Raw genomic sequence first — 18779 nt, forward strand, 5'->3', positions numbered from 1 at the left:
TTAGTTTAGTTTATTTCTTTCGCAAATCTAAGGTATTTGGAAATTCTAAATTAGTGGGTAACACCTTAAAACTGAATTTTTTTGAACTTTCTTTCTCTTGAACGCGTTTGGTTGATTTGTCTTTTTCCTGCGAAATGTTTTCAACTTCGCCTTGGGTATGCCCGAATTCCCAAAAACGACTGATGCGTCTCGATTCAGCTTCAAAACTATTTACCGGATAGGCATCGTATGAGCGTCCACCAGGATGTGCAACAAAATAAGTGCACCCCCCAATAGACCTTCTGTTCCAGGTATCAACAATGTCGAAGACTAAAGGTGTATCCACACCAATAGTAGGATGCAATGCCGAGTAAGGGTTCCAGGCCTTATAACGTACACCTGCAACATATTCTTCCTTTTTTGATGTACTTTTTAAATCAACCTTTATGCCATTACAGGTTAAAACATAACGGTCGTTGTTAAAGTTGTTTACTTTTACCTGAAGGCGCTCTACAGATGAATCGACGTAACGCGCCGTACCTTGACCTGTAGCTTCTTCTCCTAAAACATTCCAGGGTTCAATTCCAGCACGTAATTCTAAATGAATGTTATTGATTTCAACCATGCCATGTAGTGGGAATCTGAATTCGAAAAATGGATTAAACCAGTCTTCCTTAAACGCATATCCGGCACGATTTAGTTGATTAACGATGTCTTTAATGTCTTCGCGAACAAAGTGTTCAATTAAAAATTTGTCATGTAATTCTGTACCCCAGCGTACTAAATTGTGTTCGTAAGGTTTCTTCCAGAACCAGGCCACTAAGGTTCTAACCAGTAAGTTTTGCATTAAACTCATTTGCGGGTGCGGCGGCATATCGAAAGCACGGAGCTCTAAAATACCTAAACGACCAGACGACGAGTCTGGAGAATATAATTTATCGATACAGAATTCTGCGCGGTGGGTATTCCCCGTTAAATCTGTTAATAAATGGCGAAATAACCGATCGGTTAACCAGAACGGAACATCGCCACCTTTTGGAATCTGGCTGAACGCAATCTCCAGTTCGTACAAATTTTCCATACGTGCTTCATCAATGCGGGGAGCCTGACTGGTTGCTCCTATAAAGGCCCCAGAGAATAGATATGATAATCCAGGGTGGTGTTGCCAGAATGTCAATAGGCTTCTTAGTAAACTCGGTTTTCTTAATAATGGACTATCAGCTGGGGAGGTGCCTCCCAAAGTGACATGATTACCGCCACCAGTACCCGTATGTTTACCGTCGAGCATGAACTTTTCGGTACCAAGTCGTGATTTTTTTGCTTCACCATAAAGTGTAAAAGTGTTGTGACACAGTTCTTCCCAGGTTTTAACGGGTTGCACATTAACTTCAATAACTCCAGGGTCAGGCGTTACTTTTAAGGAATCTAACCGATGATCTTTTGGCGCATCGTAACCTTCTAAAACTACTGGAATGGATAAGACTTTTGCAGTTGCTTCAATGGAAGCCATTAAATCTAAAAAGATTTCAATGCTATCTAGAGGCGGTAAAAATAGGTGTAGTTTTTCATCTCTAATTTCTGCGCACAACGCAGTTCTTATAAAATAATTTGTTTTCTTTTTTGGGATACCATGTTTCTCAAGTTCTTTTATACGCTTTGAAACAATGCGCTGGAAACTTGGTAAAGTTTTCTTTTTGGAGAAATTATCGGGTTGGTATACGGGGAATTCTTCATCGTTTGGCTTCACTAATAACGAGTCCAGTGGTAAACGTAATCCAATAGGTGAATTGCCAGGAATTAAAAACAGGTGTTGTCTTCTAAAAGCCCAGTTACAAGTATACCATTCGTTACCCGTATTATTAAGTGGAATAACGTATCCGGTAGGTTTAGAAGTACCGTCTTTTAATAGTTGCTGAAGTTTTTCCTTAACCAACATATTACCGTCTTCCTTGGTTGGGTCAATATCTAAAGGCATCTGATTTTCCTGCCACAAGAAATAGAAAGAATCCTCGTAGGTTGGTATAATGGTTTTGTCAGTTACCCCTAAATGTTTTGTAAGAGTTTGTAAAAACAATTTATCGGCATTTTTCGGGATTTTAGTGTTCTCTGAAAATATAGAAAAGAGTTTTTTATTATTCCATATTTTCTTCCCGTCTTTACGCCAACAGATTTCAATCTGCCATCTTGGTAAAGGCTCGCCAGGATACCATTTGCCTTGTGCCTGATGAATAATAGCACCTTTAGCAAAGGAATCGTAAAGTCTGGCAGATAGGTTTTTTGCCAATTCTCGTTTATGAGGACCGTCGGCTTCGGTGTTCCATTCAGGAGCTTCCATGTCGTCAATAGATACAAAGGTAGGTTCGCCACCCATGGTCAAGCGAACATCACCTTTTTGAAGCTGTTTTTCAACTTTATGGCCTAATTTGTAAATGGCATTCCACTGCTCTTCAGTATAGGGTTTTGTTACACGTGGAGACTCAAAAATACGGGTTACGGTGTTTTCAAATTCAAATTCGGTTTCACATTTGTCGGTCATACCAACCACCGGTGCAGCACTTTCAAATGAAGGTGTACAGGCTAAAGGAATATGTCCTTCGCCAGCTAAAAGTCCAGAGGTGGCATCGAAACCAATCCAGCCGGCTCCGGGAATGTAAACTTCCGCCCATGCGTGTAAATCGGTGAAATCTTCTTCAGGGCCTGAAGGACCGTCTAATGATTTTTCATCGGATTTAAGTTGAACAATATATCCGGAAACAAAGCGCGCACCAAAACCTAAATGGCGCAGAGCCTGTACCAATAACCAGGCGTAATCTCGACAAGATCCGTTTTTGAGTTTTAGGGTCTCTTCGCAGGACTGAACTCCCGGTTCCATACGGATATTGTAATTCAGGTATTCGTAAATTTTCCTGTTTAGATCAATTAAAAAGAAAATGGTTTTTCTTGGTGAGTAATCTATGGTTTTGAGAAACTTCTTTAAAAGCGGACCATCATCGGTTATTTCCAGATAAGGAAGTAATTCTTTCTTAACGGTTTTGTCGTATTTAAAAGGGTATTCTTCAGCGTACTCTTCAACAAAAAAATCAAACGGATTAATGGTTTGCAAGTCAGCAATAATTTCGACATCTACAGAAAGCTCTCTGGTTTTCTCGGGAAATACTAGTCGAGCCACATAGTTTCCAAACGGATCTTGTTGCCAGTTAAAAAACTGTTCTTTGGGTTCAATTTTTATACTGTAAGATTCAATAGGGGTCCTGCTGTGTGGTGCAGGGCGTAATCTAAAAATATGGGGAGAAAGGGAAACTGGACGGTCGTATTTGTATTTTGTTTTATGAGAGATTACAATCTTTAAAGCCATAGAGTTACGATTAAATTGTAATACAATTTAAGTGTTTTTTTGACTAAATAAGACCGAGAGTGTTAAAAAACGATTAAGAATGTAAAATGCTTAAATTTCTGTGATTTAAATTGTTGTGTAAATAATTTTGACCTTGATTTTTTGAGGTAAACCAAAATAAAATCTGCAAATGCTATCGGTTTACTCGACCGGAAACATCGCCGTTTAAAATCGCTGTAACTTCGTCTACTGTGGCATAATTAACATCGCCTTCGTAGGTGTGTTTTAAAGCGCAGGCTGCACTCGCAAATTCCATGGCTTTACAATCATCGAAAGACTGTAAACCGTAAATAAGTCCGGCAGCAAAAGCGTCGCCGGTACCAATGCGATCAATAATGTGGGTGATGTCAAAATCCGTAGTTTCCCGGAATTCTTTACCGTTCCACATGCGGGCTCTGATTTTATGCCACGATGCGTTTATAGGTGTTCTTATTTTATCGAATACTTTTTCAATGTTAGGAAAGCGTTGCATAAGTTGTTGCGATGCTTTTATGAAATCGTCGTTGGAATATGAAAAGTTGGTATCCAATACTTCATTAATTTCATTAACGCCACCAATAAATATGGTAGAAAGCGAGATTAGGTCTGTAAGCACATCTTTTGGATTCTCACCATATTTCCATAAACCTTTTCGGTAGGTAGGATCGGTAGACACCTGAATACCTTTTTCTTTTGCTAAAAGCAGTCCGGCTTTTAGAGTATCGTAAGCGCCTTTTCCTAGGGCTGGTGTAATGCCCGTCCAGTGTATCCATTTGGCTTTTCTTAAAATATTTTCCCAGTCTACCATTTCAGGTCGGATATCGGCGAATGAGGAATGCGACCGATTGTAGGAAATTGAACTCGGGCGCATCACAGCTCCAACTTCCAGAAAATAAACGCCAAGCGGACGATCAGATCTGGCGATAGCCGAGGTGCTAACTCCAAACTTTTGAATGTATGAAATGGCTGTGTCTCCAACAAAATCGTCTGAAACACAGCTGATATGTTTTACCTTTTCTCCGAAATTAGCGATTGAAATACCGACGTTAACTTCTGTGCCGCCAAAGTAAAATTCAAGTAAATTAGCCTGCATAAATTTCTTATTTCCTTCGGGAGATAAGCGCATTAATACTTCTCCAAATGTGATGATTTGTTTCATTAGTTTAGTGGTTTGTTATTTTGGTTATTCGGTATAAACTCTGTTTTCCTGCTCGTTTACACGAATAAATGTGGTTCGTTTGGTTAATTCTTTTAAGCGTTGAGCGCCTACATATGTACAGGTACTACGTAATCCGCCAAGAATATCCTGAACGGTATTTTCAACATCTCCACGATAAGGCACTTCAACTGTTTTACCTTCACTGGCGCGGTATTCGGCAACGCCACCCACGTGTTTTTCCATAGCAGTTGATGAACTCATCCCATAGAATTTTCTGTAAGGTTTACCGTTTTTTTCAATTAATTCTCCACCGCTTTCGGTATGTCCTGCCAGCATACCACCAAGCATAACGAAATCGGCACCAGCTCCAAAAGCTTTGGCGATATCACCCGGAATAGTACAACCACCATCACTTATAATTTGTCCGCCTAAACCATGAGCAGCATCGGCACATTCTATTATAGCTGATAGTTGCGGGTAGCCAACACCGGTTTTAATACGAGTTGTACAAACCGACCCCGGACCAATACCAACTTTAACAATATCGGCTCCAGAAAGTAAAAGTTCTTCAACCATTTCGCCTGTTACTACATTGCCGGCAATAATAACTTTATCGGGGTATTGTTCGCGAGTTTTCTTTACGAATTCGGCAAAATGCTCAGAATACCCATTCGCAACATCAATACAAATGAATTTTAGATAAGGATTAAACTTAAAAATGGAAGCCAGTTTCTCAGAATCCTGCTGGCTAATCCCTGTACTCACAGCAATATAATTTTCGATGTTTTCTGGAGAATTTGATGAAAATACATTCCAGTCTGAAATAGAATAATGTTTGTGTATGGCTGTAAAGAGTTGTTTTTCCGATAGCGCCTTCGCCATTTCAAAAGTGCCCACCGTATCCATATTTGCTGCCATAATAGGGATACCTGTCCACTCTAACGGACTGTGCAAAAATTTGAATTCACGTTCTAAGCTAACTTCCGACCTGCTCTTTAAAGTAGAACGTTTCGGGCGAATCATAACATCTTTAAATCCAAGTTTTATATCATATTCTATACGCATATTTTGATGATTAGGGTTAGGAAATGTATCTTGTTATAAATTTAAAAAAAACAAAATAATTATACAGACTTAAATGCCTGTAATACACTTGTTAATTCGTATAATTATGGATATGTTTGTTAAAACACTTTTTAAATGCGATTTGTCCCAAGCAAAAAACCGGTAAGATTAAAAACCGCAATTTCTTCGATTATACTGGCGTTTATTGCTGGTGTTATTTTTTTGGGATATTGTTTCATAGAGCAGAAACTTCTTGTGAAGACTATCGCTTTACTATTGTTTGGAATGGTAGTAATTCAGATTTTATTGCTTCAGTATTTTCATAAAAATGAATTAAAAAACAGAGCCAAGCGTAAACACTCTATGGTGTTAATTGATGACCTAAAGCAGAAGTTAACACAAGCGAATAGAGAAGCCGATTTTAGTGCTGAGTACTTAGCTAATATTAGTTACGAATTAAGAACACCACTGAGTACAGTTTTAGGGATGATGGATATGTTAAAGAAGACTGATCTGGATGAATCGCAACATGTGAAATTGGAAATTGCTAATATTTCATCGAAATATATGCATCAACTGGTTAATATGTTTTCGAGTAATTATGAAGTTAATAGCAGTGATATTGTTTTAAATGAAGTTGCTTTTAACTTAAATGCCGAGTTAGCCAGTTTATTTAAAGTATTCGATTATCAGGCCTGGGAAAAGGGCTTGACATTCAATTATCAGTTTTTAAAATCTGAGGATTCCAAGTTTTCCTTAATAGGAGATAGTTTAAGAATTCAACAGGTATTAATCAATCTTGTAAATAATGCGATTAAGTTCACCAATAAAGGTGAAATTTCCATTATTATTGATCAAACCATAGCGATAGATGATGAACAAATTGTAACCTTTTACGTGAAGGATACTGGAGTTGGTATGCCAACAGATATGGTTAAACAGATTTTTAACACTTCAAAAAAAGAGTCTACAGTTTTAAGAAAAGAATATCGAGGTGGTGGCTTGGGGTTGTCTACCTGTCATAAGCTGGTAAAACTAATGGGAGGGGAGTTGAAAATCGAAACTCAGGAAAACGAAGGCACTACGTTTTATTTCAGTTTACAACTTAAAAAGACTTTAAATGTTAAGGCTGATACGAAAGCATTTAAGCCTTTGTTAACCAAAAAGCGAAATGTTTTAGTAGCAGAAGATAGCCGTATGAATCGTCGTGTGCTTAAATATTTACTTGAGCAACAAGGTGTCGACTGTACATTTGCGAAAAATGGCGTTGAAGCTGTAGAACTGTATAAAATTCTGGATTTCGATTTGATTTTTATGGATTTATATATGCCCGACCTAGATGGGTTTGAGGCCACAAAGGCAATAAAGAATACTAAGAAATATAAAGCTAACGAAACACCGATTATAGCTGTTTCGGCAAGTGATTTTAAAGAAGATAAGTTGAAAGTGAAAGCATTTGGTTTAGACGCTTTTTTATCAAAACCAATAGATGTTTATAAGCTAAAAGATATTCTGGTTAAATACCTTTTAGCTGAAAAAAAGGTAAGTTAATTACAGCTTATTTAACTGCAATCACGCTAATTTCTACATTTACATTTTTAGGTAAACACGCCACCTGTACGGTCTCACGAGCGGGAGCCGTTGCTTCATTAAAGTAGCTTCCGTAAACGTCGTTAATGTTTACAAATTCGCCCATATCACTAATGAAAATTGAGGCTTTAATAACGTTTTCAAAAGTCATATCTGCAGCTTCTAAAACGGCTTTAAGATTTTCCATAACCTGTTTGGTTTCGATTTTAATATCATCTAAAACCAATTCTCCTGTTTCTGGATTTAAAGCAATTTGTCCTGAAGTATAAAGGGTATTTCCGCTTAAAACAGCCTGATTGTATGGACCAATTGGTGCAGGAGCTTTTGTGGTTGTAATTATTTTTTTCATGTCTTTTATATTTTAAGAAATACTATTTTTAGACTATAACTGAATGTCTGGCTGTCTGCGTTTTTCGTATTTTAGGTCTTTTAGCATACTTGATTTAATTCCGATAAAGAAATTCCAAGAGGTTCTGTCACTAAAAGGAACCCAGCTAAAATTCATACGCCAACTTTTCAAATCACGTTCAAAACGCAATTGCGTATAGGTGAAACCGGCATTCTTTAAATCGTAACCTGAAGAGTATCCTATAGACCATTTATCGGATAGTTTAACATCACCCGAAAACATTAAGGAATGTGATGAAATTTGGTTCTCTCTTCTGGAATTAGAGTAGTTAACAGCATAGGCTATACGTAAACTCCAAGGGATGCTATAGCTGTATAAGCCATTTTCGCTCTCATCACTTTCTTCACCTTCTTCACTGAACTGTTGGTTCGCAAAATCTTCAGAAACCCCAAACATATCGTCATCTCGACCACCACTTCTAATATTTTCCTGAATACCGCGGTCATTGCTTTTATCTCTCGATTTACCATTTTTACTGGAAATAGACCAACTTGTCGTCAGGTTGGCACTGGTTAATCTGAAAAGACTTCCGCCGTTATCGATGTTGAATTTATCAATTTTTCTGTTGTTGTTATCTAAAGCATAAGGATCTAATGTAGCACCAAAGTTAACACTCATTTTGTTGTTAAATAACTGAGTGCCACCACTCATTCTCACGGGGCTCCACTGTAACGAGTCTCCTGCGAAATTATACGACGTAGAAAAGTTTAAGTTGTTTAATAACACCACTTTTTTAGGTTCCTTGGCAGTTGAATCTCTATCGCGAACTTTCGCTTCTAAGTTGTTAGAAACGGAAATACCCATTGAACTGGAAAAGGTCTTATTTGGAGAACCGAAAATACCATTTTGAAAACGAGAGTACTCTAAATCTACAGTCTCATAAATAGCATCAAGTTCACCTTGGGTTAAACCATCAGCATTAACAACTTCGGCAGATTCGTAATATTTATCGAACGCAGGATTGATGTTATAACTAACAGAAGGGCGCATTACGTGACGAATGGCTTTAATTTTTCTATCTTTTCCGTCTTTTTCAAAGTTAAACATTCCGTAAAGCGTTGTTCCTAAACTGGAGCTGAAATTATAAGTTCTGAACGCGTCAAATCCGTTTAACGTTTCTGTTTCGGTTTCTCCTTCGGCTGCGTTATAGGTTTCTTTTTCTGTTTTAAAGGTCCAAACTTCGTTGTAATTAGTGCTGGCACTAACACTAAAATATTTGAATAATTTAAAGTTGGTACTTAAAGGGATACTGTGTTGAAATCCGGCACGAGCATCATCAAACATTTCGCTTTTAAAGAAGAACTCGTCGGTTGTTGTGATTCGGTTTTCTCCTCGAACGCTATATTGTAAATTGATGTTCTGAAAAATACCTTTTTTAGATCCCGTTTTGGGTACAAACGGATAAATTCTACCAACACTCCCTTGAAAAGTAGGTAGGGTCATGTTTATGGTTTCGGTATTCGTATTTTGCGAATGTGTTGCTGTTAAACTGAAATTCACAGAAGGTTCGCCTAAAAAGGTTTTAGAATACGATACCGATGATGATAAGGTATTGTTTAAGAACGATCCGGAATTGATCTGGTTAATCGAGTTTCGGTAATATTTACTACTACCTAAGTTAACAGAAGCCGAGAATCTGGAATTCGGACTCGCTTTAGAATCCTGACTGTGGGACCAGCGAATGTTATAAATGGTGTTTCTTGCATAATCAGGGAAACCGCGTTCACTGGTAATTAAGTTTTCATATCTAAAACCGACATTACCTCTAAATTTATAACGCTTAGCATAGGTGCTTTCCAGTCGCATACCATAACTACCGTTGGTGTAATAATCCCCTAAAACGGCCAAGTCTACGTAATCGCTAATGGCAAAATAATACCCCCCATTTTGTAAAAAGTACCCTCGATTATTTTGCTCACCAAAACTTGGAATAATAAGTCCAGACGTTTGTTTTTCAGACTGCGGAAAGAAACCAAAAGGTAAAGCCACCGGTGTTGGAACATCGTAAATATAAAGGTTAGTAAACCCGGTTACAATTTTCTTTCCTGGTACAATTTTAGCCTTGCGAAGCCTGAAGTAATATTCAGGGTCATCAAGGTCTTCGGCAGTGGTGTATTTCGCCTCTTTTAAAAAGTAAACCGAGTCGTTTTGTTTTTTGGTGACTTTGGCAATAACGGTGCCTTCACCTTGTTCGGTTTGTGAGTTATAAATTAAGGCTTTTTTTGTTTTTGTATTAAATATTATGGAATCGGGTTCAACGACGTTACTTCCCTGGGTAAATACTGGTTTTTGGGTGTAACCGTTTATAGTGTCGGTGATTCCTTTGGCGTGTACGGTGTTTTTTGTATAATCAATAATTATGGTTCCGGCTTTAATATTCATGTCACCATAATCAATACTCGCTTCGTTATGTAAATAGAGTTTGTGCTCTGTTTTGTTGAATCTAGTATAATCGGTAGCATGGTATTTTACCGTATGCTCTAATAATTCTTTTTTAGGTTTAACAGAATCGGTCAGGGTAGTATCCTGCGATTTCTCCGATAGTTCTGGGGCAATAATACTATCTGCATTAATGGTTACGGTTTCGGTGCTTCGTTCAATAGATTTACCCTTTTTTGGGATGTCTTGCGCGAAGCTTAACGTGTTAATAAACACTGTAAAACTTAATGCAAAAAGTATTTTAAAGTTGTTTGTATGCAACGCTTTTAAATGTATTTTTGTAAAAGTATGGCTCGGTTTTTGAAAAGCCAAAATTACATATATTTTTCTGTGATTGATTTATAATTTAATTAAATTTTAAAATTAAAAGAACACGCAAATTATTAGTGTAATAAAGGGTGTTTTTTAATCGTTAAATTTTAAAATAGTCTTATTTTTATGTCTCAGCCAGAGTTGCAGCCATAATTGTGCCATATTTTATAATTTTTTAAGATAATATGATTTACCAAATGAAAACGAACAGCCTATTACTTTTCGTATCTTTTATACTACTATTAACATTTTCTTCTTTCACTACATCTGATAAAGGTGCGGATAGAGGTAAATTTGTTGTGGTATTAGATGCTGGTCACGGGGGGCATGATCCTGGGAATATGGGTAATGGTTACAAGGAGAAGGATATTGCCTTAAAAATTGTTTTGGAAGTCGGGAAGATGATTGAAAAGAACCCCGATATTAAAGTGGTTTATACCCGAAAAAAGGATGTGTTTGTAGATTTATTTGTTCGTGGACAAATTGCTAATAAAGCCGATGCCGATTTATTTGTTTCGGTACATTGTAATGCCCATCATTCTGCGGCGCACGGAACAGAAACCTTTGTGTTAGGAACGCACAGAAATCAAACCAATTTTGAGGTAGCTAAAAAGGAGAACTCGGTAATTTTCCTTGAGAGTGATTATGAGAAAAATTATAGTGGTTTTGACCCGAATTCACCGGAATCGGTAATGAGTATTTTATTAAGTCAGGAAGAATATTTAGATCAAAGTATTCAGTTGGCAAGCCTAATTCAAAAGAAATTCACAGATAAACTGAAACGTAAAAACCGAGGTGTAAAACAGGCAGGATTTATTGTGTTGCATCAAACGGTAATGCCAAGTGTGTTAATTGAAACGGGGTTTTTAACATATAGAGAAGAGGGAGGATATTTAAATTCATCTAAAGGTCAACGTGAAATGTCTAATGCTGTTGCCGACGCTATATTAGAATATAAACACATTATTGATGGTAATGTAGGGGAGTATGCGTTTATAGAAGAGTCTGTATCCAATAATGATGGAGCCCAGCCGAAGATTGAAGATATTCATAAAGACATTACTTTTAAAATTCAAATTGCAGCAAGTTCTAAAGCGTTAGAAACAAAGCCTTATAACTTTAAAGGGTTAGATGATATTTCAAGAATGAAAGAAGGAAGTTTATATAAATATTTTTATGCCAGTACTTCAGACTATAACAAAATAAAAGAGTTAGAGGAGGTCGCGAAACAAAAGGGATATTCATCTAGTTTTATTGTTGCTTTTAAAGATGGTAAAAAAATTAGCTTAGCCGAAGCATTAAAAACAACAGCTAATTAAAAGCATTCTTTTTAAATTTATTTTAAATTTGTGCAACTAAATCATATACTTTGAAAATATCAAGAGAAGTTAAAACAGGCTTATTAGTAGTATTAGGAATTGTTCTTTTTGTTTTTGGTTACAATTATTTAAAAGGACAGAATTTACTGGAAGCAGAAGATCTTTACTACACAGATTTTGATTATAACGCATTAACCAAATCTTCAATAGTTACGGTAAAAGGTAATACGGTTGGGAAAGTTCAGGATATCTCTTACGATTTTGAAACCGGAAAAACCCATGTGGCTTTTACTGTCAATCCGAATTTAAGATTTTCAAAGAATTCTACTATTAGGATGTATGAAACAGGCCTAATGGGCGGCAACGGATTAGCCATTTTAGTTAGTGAAGAAGGCGAGCAGGCTAAACCAGGAGATAAATTAAAATCTGAAGTGGAAATGGGATTGGTAACTAGTCTGTCTAAAAACTTTTCAGGGTTAAGTATGGATTTAAATTCTACTTTAAAATCGGCCGACTCTTTAATTGTGAGTTTAAATAAAGTGGTTAACGACCAGTCTGAAACAGGTTTAAAACATACCGTAGCTCAGTTAAATGAAACCTTAAAGGCTTTCGAAGCAACTTCGTTACACATAAATGGGTATTTAGTTGATAATAAAAAAACTATTGAAACCACTTTAGGTAACTTCAAAACATCGAGCGAGGATTTATCTATTATGTTAGCCGATTTAAAGGAGGCTGATATGGGAGCTACCATCGCATCATTAAATAAAACCTTAGAAAGCTTACAAAGTGTACTGGCCTCAGTAGATCAAGGCGAAGGTACACTTGGTAAATTGCTAAAAGACGAAGGTTTATATAACAATATAGAAGGCGCAACCAAGGAAATGGAAGAGTTGCTAAGAGATATTAAATTACACCCAAAACGTTATTTCAGAATTTTATCGAAAAAAGAAATTCCGTATACCAACGAAGAAACCAACTAATTACTAATGGAATACTTGCCAAATATACTTTTTGCTATCATATTAGCTGCAGGTATTGGCTATTTTGCTAAGAATGTAAAAAAGCTAATACGTAATATTAAATTAGGACGCGATGTCGATGTAAGCGACAATAAATCAGAGCGTTTTAAAAACATGGCCATGATTGCCCTGGGCCAAAGTAAAATGGTGCGTAGGCCGGTAGCAGGTATTTTACATATTATTGTGTATTTGGGCTTCATTATTATCAATATTGAAGTTTTAGAAATTATAATCGATGGGTTGTTTGGTACGCATCGAATATTTTCAGGAATCGGAGCCACTTACGGATTTTTAATTGGCGCTTTTGAAATATTAGCATTATTAGTATTTGTATCGGTAATAGTATTCTGGATTCGTAGAAACATTATTAAACTTAAGCGTTTCTGGAAAGCCGAAATGACTAGTTGGCCTAAGAATGACGGTAACTTCATTTTGTATTTCGAAATGGTGTTAATGACCTTGTTTTTAGTCATGAATGCGACCGATGTGCATTTTCAAACCATGAATTCAGGTAATGTTATTAGTCAGTACATGGCGCCTTGGTTTAACGGATTATCAGAAGGCTCGCTTCATGTTATTGAGCGCGGCGCTTGGTGGTTACACATCGTTGGGATTTTAGTGTTCTTGAATTATTTATATTTTTCAAAGCATTTACATATCCTGTTGGCATTTCCAAACACCTATTACGGTAAGTTAGCGCCAAAAGGGCAATTAAATAATTTAGAATCGGTTACCAACGAGGTGAAAATGATGATGGATCCAAACGTCGATCCATTTGCAGCACTAGCTGAAGGTGCCGAAGCGGCGATGCCGGAGAAATTCGGAGCTAGTGATGTTCAGGATTTAAGTTGGGTACAGTTATTAAATGCCTATACCTGTACCGAGTGTGGACGATGTACAAGTGAGTGTCCGGCGAACTTAACAGGAAAAAAATTATCGCCTCGTAAAATCATGATGGATACCCGCGACCGTTTAGAGGAAGTAGGTAAGAATATCGATGCGAATAACGGGGAGTTTAAAGATGACGGTAAGCAATTATTGGGCGATTATATTTCAACAGAAGAGCTTTGGGCGTGTACCACATGTAACGCTTGTGTTGAGGCTTGCCCGGTAAGTATCGATCCGTTGTCAATAATTTTAGAAATGCGTCGTTATTTGGTTATGGAGCAAAGTGCGGCACCAACTGAGTTAAATAATATGATGACTAATATTGAAAACAACGGAGCTCCTTGGCCATATAACCAAATGGACCGTTTAAACTGGAAAGACGAATAGATGAACAGATGAAATATTCAACCGCCATACTAACGTTTATTTTTATGTTTTTATTGAAAAGCGTTGCTGGGCAAGTTGGATATCAAAAGGATTCTTTACAAATTAAGGTATATACCGAAGTCGAATATCAAAACTATTGGGCTCAGGATATAAGAGTGAAAAAGGTATTTTGTGATTATTGCACAAAATTTCAAAAAGAACAGATAGGCAACGAGGCGCTTAGGCGAACTTATCTGGTTAGAAATAATAAGAAATTCAGAATGCCCAGCGGTGTTTTTCGGCACGCCCTCTACATTAGAATAGCAAAAAAAGATTTTGCAAGGTTACGTGAAGATAACATGATGCAGGATTCTGTTTTAACGATAAACGAACAACGAAACTAAAGACATGGTCTTTATTAAAAAGAATATCTAATGAGCGAAGTACTTAATGTTCCAACCATGGCAGAATGTATGGCCGAAGGCAGACAACCCGAAATTTTGTTTTGGGTGGGGTCGGCCGGAAGTTACGACGATAGAGCTAAGAAAATAACCAGAGCATTCGTTAAGATTCTTAATAAGGCTAATGTCGATTTTGCAGTTTTAGGAACTGAAGAAAGTTGTACAGGTGATGTAGCTAAACGTGCAGGAAATGAGTTTTTGTTCCAAATGCAGGCGGTTACAAATATCGAAATTCTAAATGCTTACGAGGTAAAGCGCATCGTTACGGCTTGTCCACATTCTTATAATACTTTAAAAAATGAATACCCACAATTAGGAGGGAATTATGAGGTTTTGCATCACACACAATTTATAAACGATTTAATTACTTCAGGACGTTTAAAAGTAGAGTCAGATAATGCGTTTAAAGGAAAACGCATTACGTTTCATGATCCGTGTTATTTAGGTCGCGCTAATGATGTGTATGAAGCACCCAGAGCTTTATTAGAAACATTAGGTGTTGAGTTGGTTGAAATGAAACGCCACCGCAAAACAGCATTGTGTTGTGGTGCAGGCGGAGCCCAAATGTTTAAAGAACCAGAAAAAGGAGATAAAGACATTAATATTTTAAGAACCGAAGATGCTCTTAAAACCAACCCAAATATTATAGCTACCGGTTGTCCGTATTGTAATACCATGATGACCGATGGCGTAAAAGTCAAAGAAAAAGAAGCCGATATATCGGTATTAGACGTGGCAGAATTAATTGCCAATGCACAAGGAGAATAAAATGTAAGCTGAGCGCAGGCTAAGCGTCTTAAAAACAAAAAAAATGCTAGTAGATTTTAATACATTACCAGAAGAATCTCGAGTTTGGATATACCAGGCTAACCGCTCATTTACTGAAGCGGAAATCGGAGAAATAGAAGAAAAATTAAACGTATTCTTAGAGAACTGGACGGCTCATGGTAGCGATTTAAATGCCGGATATCTTATAAAATATAAACGTTTTATTGTTATAGGGTTAAATCAGAATTTGAATAAAGCTACAGGATGCTCAATTGATGCATCGGTACGTTTTATTCAGGAACTGGAACAAGACTATAAGGTTGATTTAATGGATAAGATGAACGTGTCTTATAAACAGGGTGAATATATTGCTTATAAATCACTTACCGATTTTAAACAGATGGCTAAGGATAAAGCGGTTTCTAAAAACACCATAGTTTTCAATAATCTGGTAGCAAATATTGCCGATTTTAATGAAAACTGGGAAGTGCCCGCAAGCGAGAGCTGGCACAGCCGTTTTTTAAAATAGATACCTAGGGTTTTATGAATTAATAGTTCTGTTAAATATTTCGAGGAAATTTGAATAGGATAAATCTATATTAAAATACTTCTATTTTACTACTAAAAGTGTTATTTTGGCATGATTATTACGGCATATTTATGCAAGTAATAACATCATAATTAATCCACTTTTATGCGTCAAATCGTTTCTATACTTACTACCCTCTTTATTACCGCAACTCTTTTTGCTCAGGATTCTACAAATCCGTTATTAACACCAGATGGTCATGCCCAACAACGGTGGGTAGACAGTATATACAATTCTATGTCCTTAAAGGAAAAAATAGGGCAGTTGTATATGGTTCAGGTAATGTCTAATCAGGATGAGGCAACAAAAAAGAAAATAGTTGATCTTATAAAGGAATACCAGATAGGTGGGGTTATTTATTCTTTGGGAGGGCCAGTTCGTCAAGCAAAATTAGATAATGAACTGCAGGCCTTGTCGAAAGTACCGTTGTTAGTTGGAATGGATGCCGAATGGGGTTTAAGCATGCGCCTGGATTCTACCTATGCGTTTCCCTGGAATATGACGCTTGGAGCGATTAAGGATAATAAACTAGTAGAACAAGCCGGAAGGCAAATCGGGGAGCATTGTAAACGCTTAGGGGTACATTTCAATTTTGCACCGGTAGTAGATATTAACACCAATCCTAAAAACCCAATTATAGGAAACCGTTCGTTTGGTGAAGACCGCGATAATGTAACCGAAAAGGCCTCTGCCTTTATGAAAGGGATGCAAAGTGCAGGTGTTTTAGCAAATGCCAAGCATTTTCCGGGGCACGGAGATACCGATCAGGATTCTCATAAAACCCTTCCAACGGTTAGTTTTGATGAAAAACGTATCGATTCAATCGAGTTGTATCCGTATAAAAAGCTCATAAAAGAAGGGCTTTCCAGTGTGATGGTAGCCCACTTAAATGTACCTAGTTTAGAACCTCGTGAAGGTTATCCGTCATCGCTATCAGAACATATCGTTACCGATATCTTAAAAGAAAAATTACAATTTCAAGGTTTGACATTTACAGATGCCTTAACCATGAAAGGAGCGGCAAACTTTAGTGAGACCGGAGATATCGACTTAGCGGCTTTTAAAGCAGGGAACGATGTAATGTTGATGTCTGAAGATGTAGGTATTGGTGTCTCTAAAATTGCGGAGGCGTATTATGCTGGAGAGATTTCAGAAGAGCGCTTGGCGTATTCGGTAAAGAAAGTGCTTATGGCAAAATTTAAAGTGGGATTAAATAAATATAAACCTATTGTTTTAAAGCATTTAATTGAAGATTTAAACCGGCTTAAAGATGATCTTCTTTATGAGGAGCTCTTAGAAAATGCGATTACTATTGTGCAGAATGAAAGAGATTTGTTGCCTATTCAACAGCTGGAAACTAGAACTATTGCATACGTTGGTTTGGGAGATGATGATGGTAAGCCATTTTTCAACGAATTAAAAAAGTATACCAAAGTCCACCAAATTGAAGCGCCTACATTAGATGGGTTAACGGCTAAATTACAGGATTACAATACAGTGATAATTGGATTTCATCGTTCGAATGCTAACCCATGGAAAGGCTATGAATTTACAGAAGATGAATTACAATGGATAGACAATATATCGAAATCGCATACTGTGATTTTAGATGCCTTTGTAAAACCTTATGCCTTAACGAGTTTAAAATCGATAACTAATATAGAAAGTATCATTGTAAGTTACCAAAATAGCGAAATTGCACAGCAAAAGTCAGCGCAGTTAATTTTTGGTGCTATCGATGCGGTAGGTGTTTTACCGGTCTCTATTGGTCAAACCTTTCCTGTGGGGCATGGTATTCACAGGCATGCCATTAAGCGTTTAGGATATACTATACCGGAGCGTGTTGGTGTTGATTCTGAGAAATTGAATAAAATTGATTCGTTAGCCAATAAGGCGATTAAAGGAAAAATGACCCCAGGAATTCAGCTGTTAGTGGCAAGACGAGGAAAAATCATCTACAATAAGAATTTTGGAAAGCATACTTACGAAGGAAAAGAGAAAGTAGCTTGGGACGATATTTATGATGTGGCTTCACTCACAAAAATATTAGCAACGTTACCATTGGTTATGGAAATGGAGCAAGAGGGAATCATTTCATTAGACTCTAAATTGGGTGAATTAATGCCGGAATATAAAGGTTCAAATAAGGAAGATGTAACCATAAAGCAAATGTTATCGCATTACGCACGATTAAGTCCTTGGGAACCATTTTATTATCATACCTTAGACTCAGAAAGTGGACGCCCAAGCGATACATATTACAGAAAAGTACGCAGTAAGGAGTTTGATGTAGAAGTGGCTAAAAATATGTATTTACGTTCCGATTATCCCGATTCTATTCAAAAGATAATCAGGGAGTCAGAACTCCTTCCGAAGTTAAAATATCGCTACAGTGACTTTCCATATTACATTTTAAAGAAATTTATTGAAACCTATTACGACAGAACTTTAGAGCAGTTAGTACAAAGTCATTTTTATGAGCCTTTAGGAGCAAATTATACCTTGTACAACCCATACCATAAAATTAGTAATAAAAAAATTGTGCCTACCGAGGTCGATAATTATTACCGATATAGAGAAGTACATGGGTACGTTCACGATATGGGGGCCGCTATGCAAAATGGTATTGGCGGTCATGCAGGCATTTTTAGTAATGCTAACGATGTGGCTAAAATTATGCAGATGTATTTACAGAAGGGGTATTATGGCGGAAAGCAGTTTTTATTACCAGAAACCGTAGACCGTTTTAATACAAGTTATTATAGTTCTAAAGACAATAGACGGGGCGTAGGATTCGATAAACCGCAGTTAAGTGGCGACGGACCAACCTGTGGTTGCGTGTCTTTTTCAAGTTTCGGGCATTCTGGGTTTACCGGAACTTATGCCTGGGCAGACCCGGAAAAAGAAATAGTTTACGTATTTTTGGCAAATAGAACTTACCCCAATGCAGATCATAATCTGCTGTTAAAAGAAAATATTAGAACCGATATTCAAAGCTTAATATATCAAGCCATTATCGATTAAAGAAAGTAGTTATAAA

At 37.0% G+C, this 18779-nt stretch carries 13 protein-coding genes; 8 read left to right on the forward strand and 5 right to left on the reverse strand.

Annotated elements, in window-relative coordinates; genetic code table 11:
• Nucleotides 1–10 precede the first annotated feature (10 nt).
• The 3 genes from RBH94_RS11325 to RBH94_RS11335 all read right to left on the reverse strand — a co-directional run bounded on the left by RBH94_RS11325 (nucleotide 11) and on the right by RBH94_RS11335 (nucleotide 5576).
• Nucleotides 11–3334 carry a DUF2126 domain-containing protein gene (locus RBH94_RS11325; RefSeq protein WP_307880991.1) on the reverse strand — a complete coding sequence of 1108 codons (3324 nt, stop codon included), beginning with the start codon at nucleotides 3332–3334 and terminating at the stop codon, nucleotides 11–13.
• Nucleotides 3335–3506: 172 nt separating this feature from the next.
• Nucleotides 3507–4511 carry a sugar kinase gene (locus RBH94_RS11330; protein ID WP_307880993.1) on the reverse strand — a complete coding sequence of 335 codons (1005 nt, stop codon included), beginning with the start codon at nucleotides 4509–4511 and terminating at the stop codon, nucleotides 3507–3509.
• Nucleotides 4512–4535: 24 nt separating this feature from the next.
• Nucleotides 4536–5576, reverse strand: coding sequence for a GMP reductase (locus RBH94_RS11335; protein ID WP_307880994.1), 1041 nt, complete (start codon nucleotides 5574–5576; stop codon nucleotides 4536–4538).
• A gap of 135 nt (nucleotides 5577–5711) precedes the next feature.
• Between RBH94_RS11335 and RBH94_RS11340 the strand changes: the two genes are divergently transcribed.
• Nucleotides 5712–7127 carry a hybrid sensor histidine kinase/response regulator gene (locus tag RBH94_RS11340; RefSeq protein ID WP_307880995.1) on the forward strand — a complete coding sequence of 472 codons (1416 nt, stop codon included), beginning with the start codon at nucleotides 5712–5714 and terminating at the stop codon, nucleotides 7125–7127.
• 7 nt (nucleotides 7128–7134) lie between these two features.
• On the opposite strand, the gene RBH94_RS11345 is transcribed toward RBH94_RS11340, so the two are convergent.
• Both RBH94_RS11345 and RBH94_RS11350 read right to left on the reverse strand, forming a co-directional pair.
• Complete coding sequence (locus tag RBH94_RS11345; RefSeq protein WP_307880996.1) at nucleotides 7135–7515, reverse strand: RidA family protein; 381 nt, start codon at nucleotides 7513–7515, stop codon at nucleotides 7135–7137.
• 33 nt (nucleotides 7516–7548) lie between these two features.
• On the reverse strand, nucleotides 7549–10326 hold the full coding sequence (locus RBH94_RS11350) for a putative LPS assembly protein LptD (protein ID WP_307880997.1): 2778 nt from the start codon (nucleotides 10324–10326) through the stop codon (nucleotides 7549–7551).
• 197 nt (nucleotides 10327–10523) lie between these two features.
• Here RBH94_RS11350 and RBH94_RS11355 point away from each other — a divergent pair, with 197 nt between their 5' ends.
• The 7 genes from RBH94_RS11355 to RBH94_RS11385 all read left to right on the forward strand — a co-directional run bounded on the left by RBH94_RS11355 (nucleotide 10524) and on the right by RBH94_RS11385 (nucleotide 18763).
• The gene (locus tag RBH94_RS11355; protein WP_307880998.1) at nucleotides 10524–11645 is read left to right on the forward strand and encodes an N-acetylmuramoyl-L-alanine amidase; all 1122 of its coding nucleotides are present in this window, start codon (nucleotides 10524–10526) and stop codon (nucleotides 11643–11645) included.
• A gap of 50 nt (nucleotides 11646–11695) precedes the next feature.
• Nucleotides 11696–12628 (forward strand): MlaD family protein, encoded by a 933-nt coding sequence (locus RBH94_RS11360; RefSeq protein WP_307880999.1) that lies wholly within the window; start codon nucleotides 11696–11698, stop codon nucleotides 12626–12628.
• A 6-nt stretch (nucleotides 12629–12634) separates the two neighbouring features.
• Complete coding sequence (locus RBH94_RS11365) at nucleotides 12635–13942, forward strand: (Fe-S)-binding protein (RefSeq protein WP_307881000.1); 1308 nt, start codon at nucleotides 12635–12637, stop codon at nucleotides 13940–13942.
• 8 nt (nucleotides 13943–13950) lie between these two features.
• Complete coding sequence (locus RBH94_RS11370; RefSeq protein ID WP_307881001.1) at nucleotides 13951–14325, forward strand: hypothetical protein; 375 nt, start codon at nucleotides 13951–13953, stop codon at nucleotides 14323–14325.
• A gap of 30 nt (nucleotides 14326–14355) precedes the next feature.
• Nucleotides 14356–15150: a (Fe-S)-binding protein gene (locus RBH94_RS11375; RefSeq protein WP_307881002.1), complete on the forward strand. Its 795-nt coding sequence runs from the start codon at nucleotides 14356–14358 to the stop codon at nucleotides 15148–15150.
• Nucleotides 15151–15193: 43 nt separating this feature from the next.
• Nucleotides 15194–15679 (forward strand): ABC transporter ATPase, encoded by a 486-nt coding sequence (locus RBH94_RS11380; RefSeq protein WP_188223802.1) that lies wholly within the window; start codon nucleotides 15194–15196, stop codon nucleotides 15677–15679.
• A gap of 165 nt (nucleotides 15680–15844) precedes the next feature.
• Complete coding sequence (locus tag RBH94_RS11385; protein WP_307881003.1) at nucleotides 15845–18763, forward strand: glycoside hydrolase family 3 N-terminal domain-containing protein; 2919 nt, start codon at nucleotides 15845–15847, stop codon at nucleotides 18761–18763.
• The last annotated feature ends 16 nt before the right edge of the window (nucleotides 18764–18779 follow it).

The sequence above is a fragment of the Aestuariibaculum sp. YM273 genome (genome assembly GCF_030908365.1).
Classification (GTDB): domain Bacteria; phylum Bacteroidota; class Bacteroidia; order Flavobacteriales; family Flavobacteriaceae; genus Aestuariibaculum; species Aestuariibaculum marinum.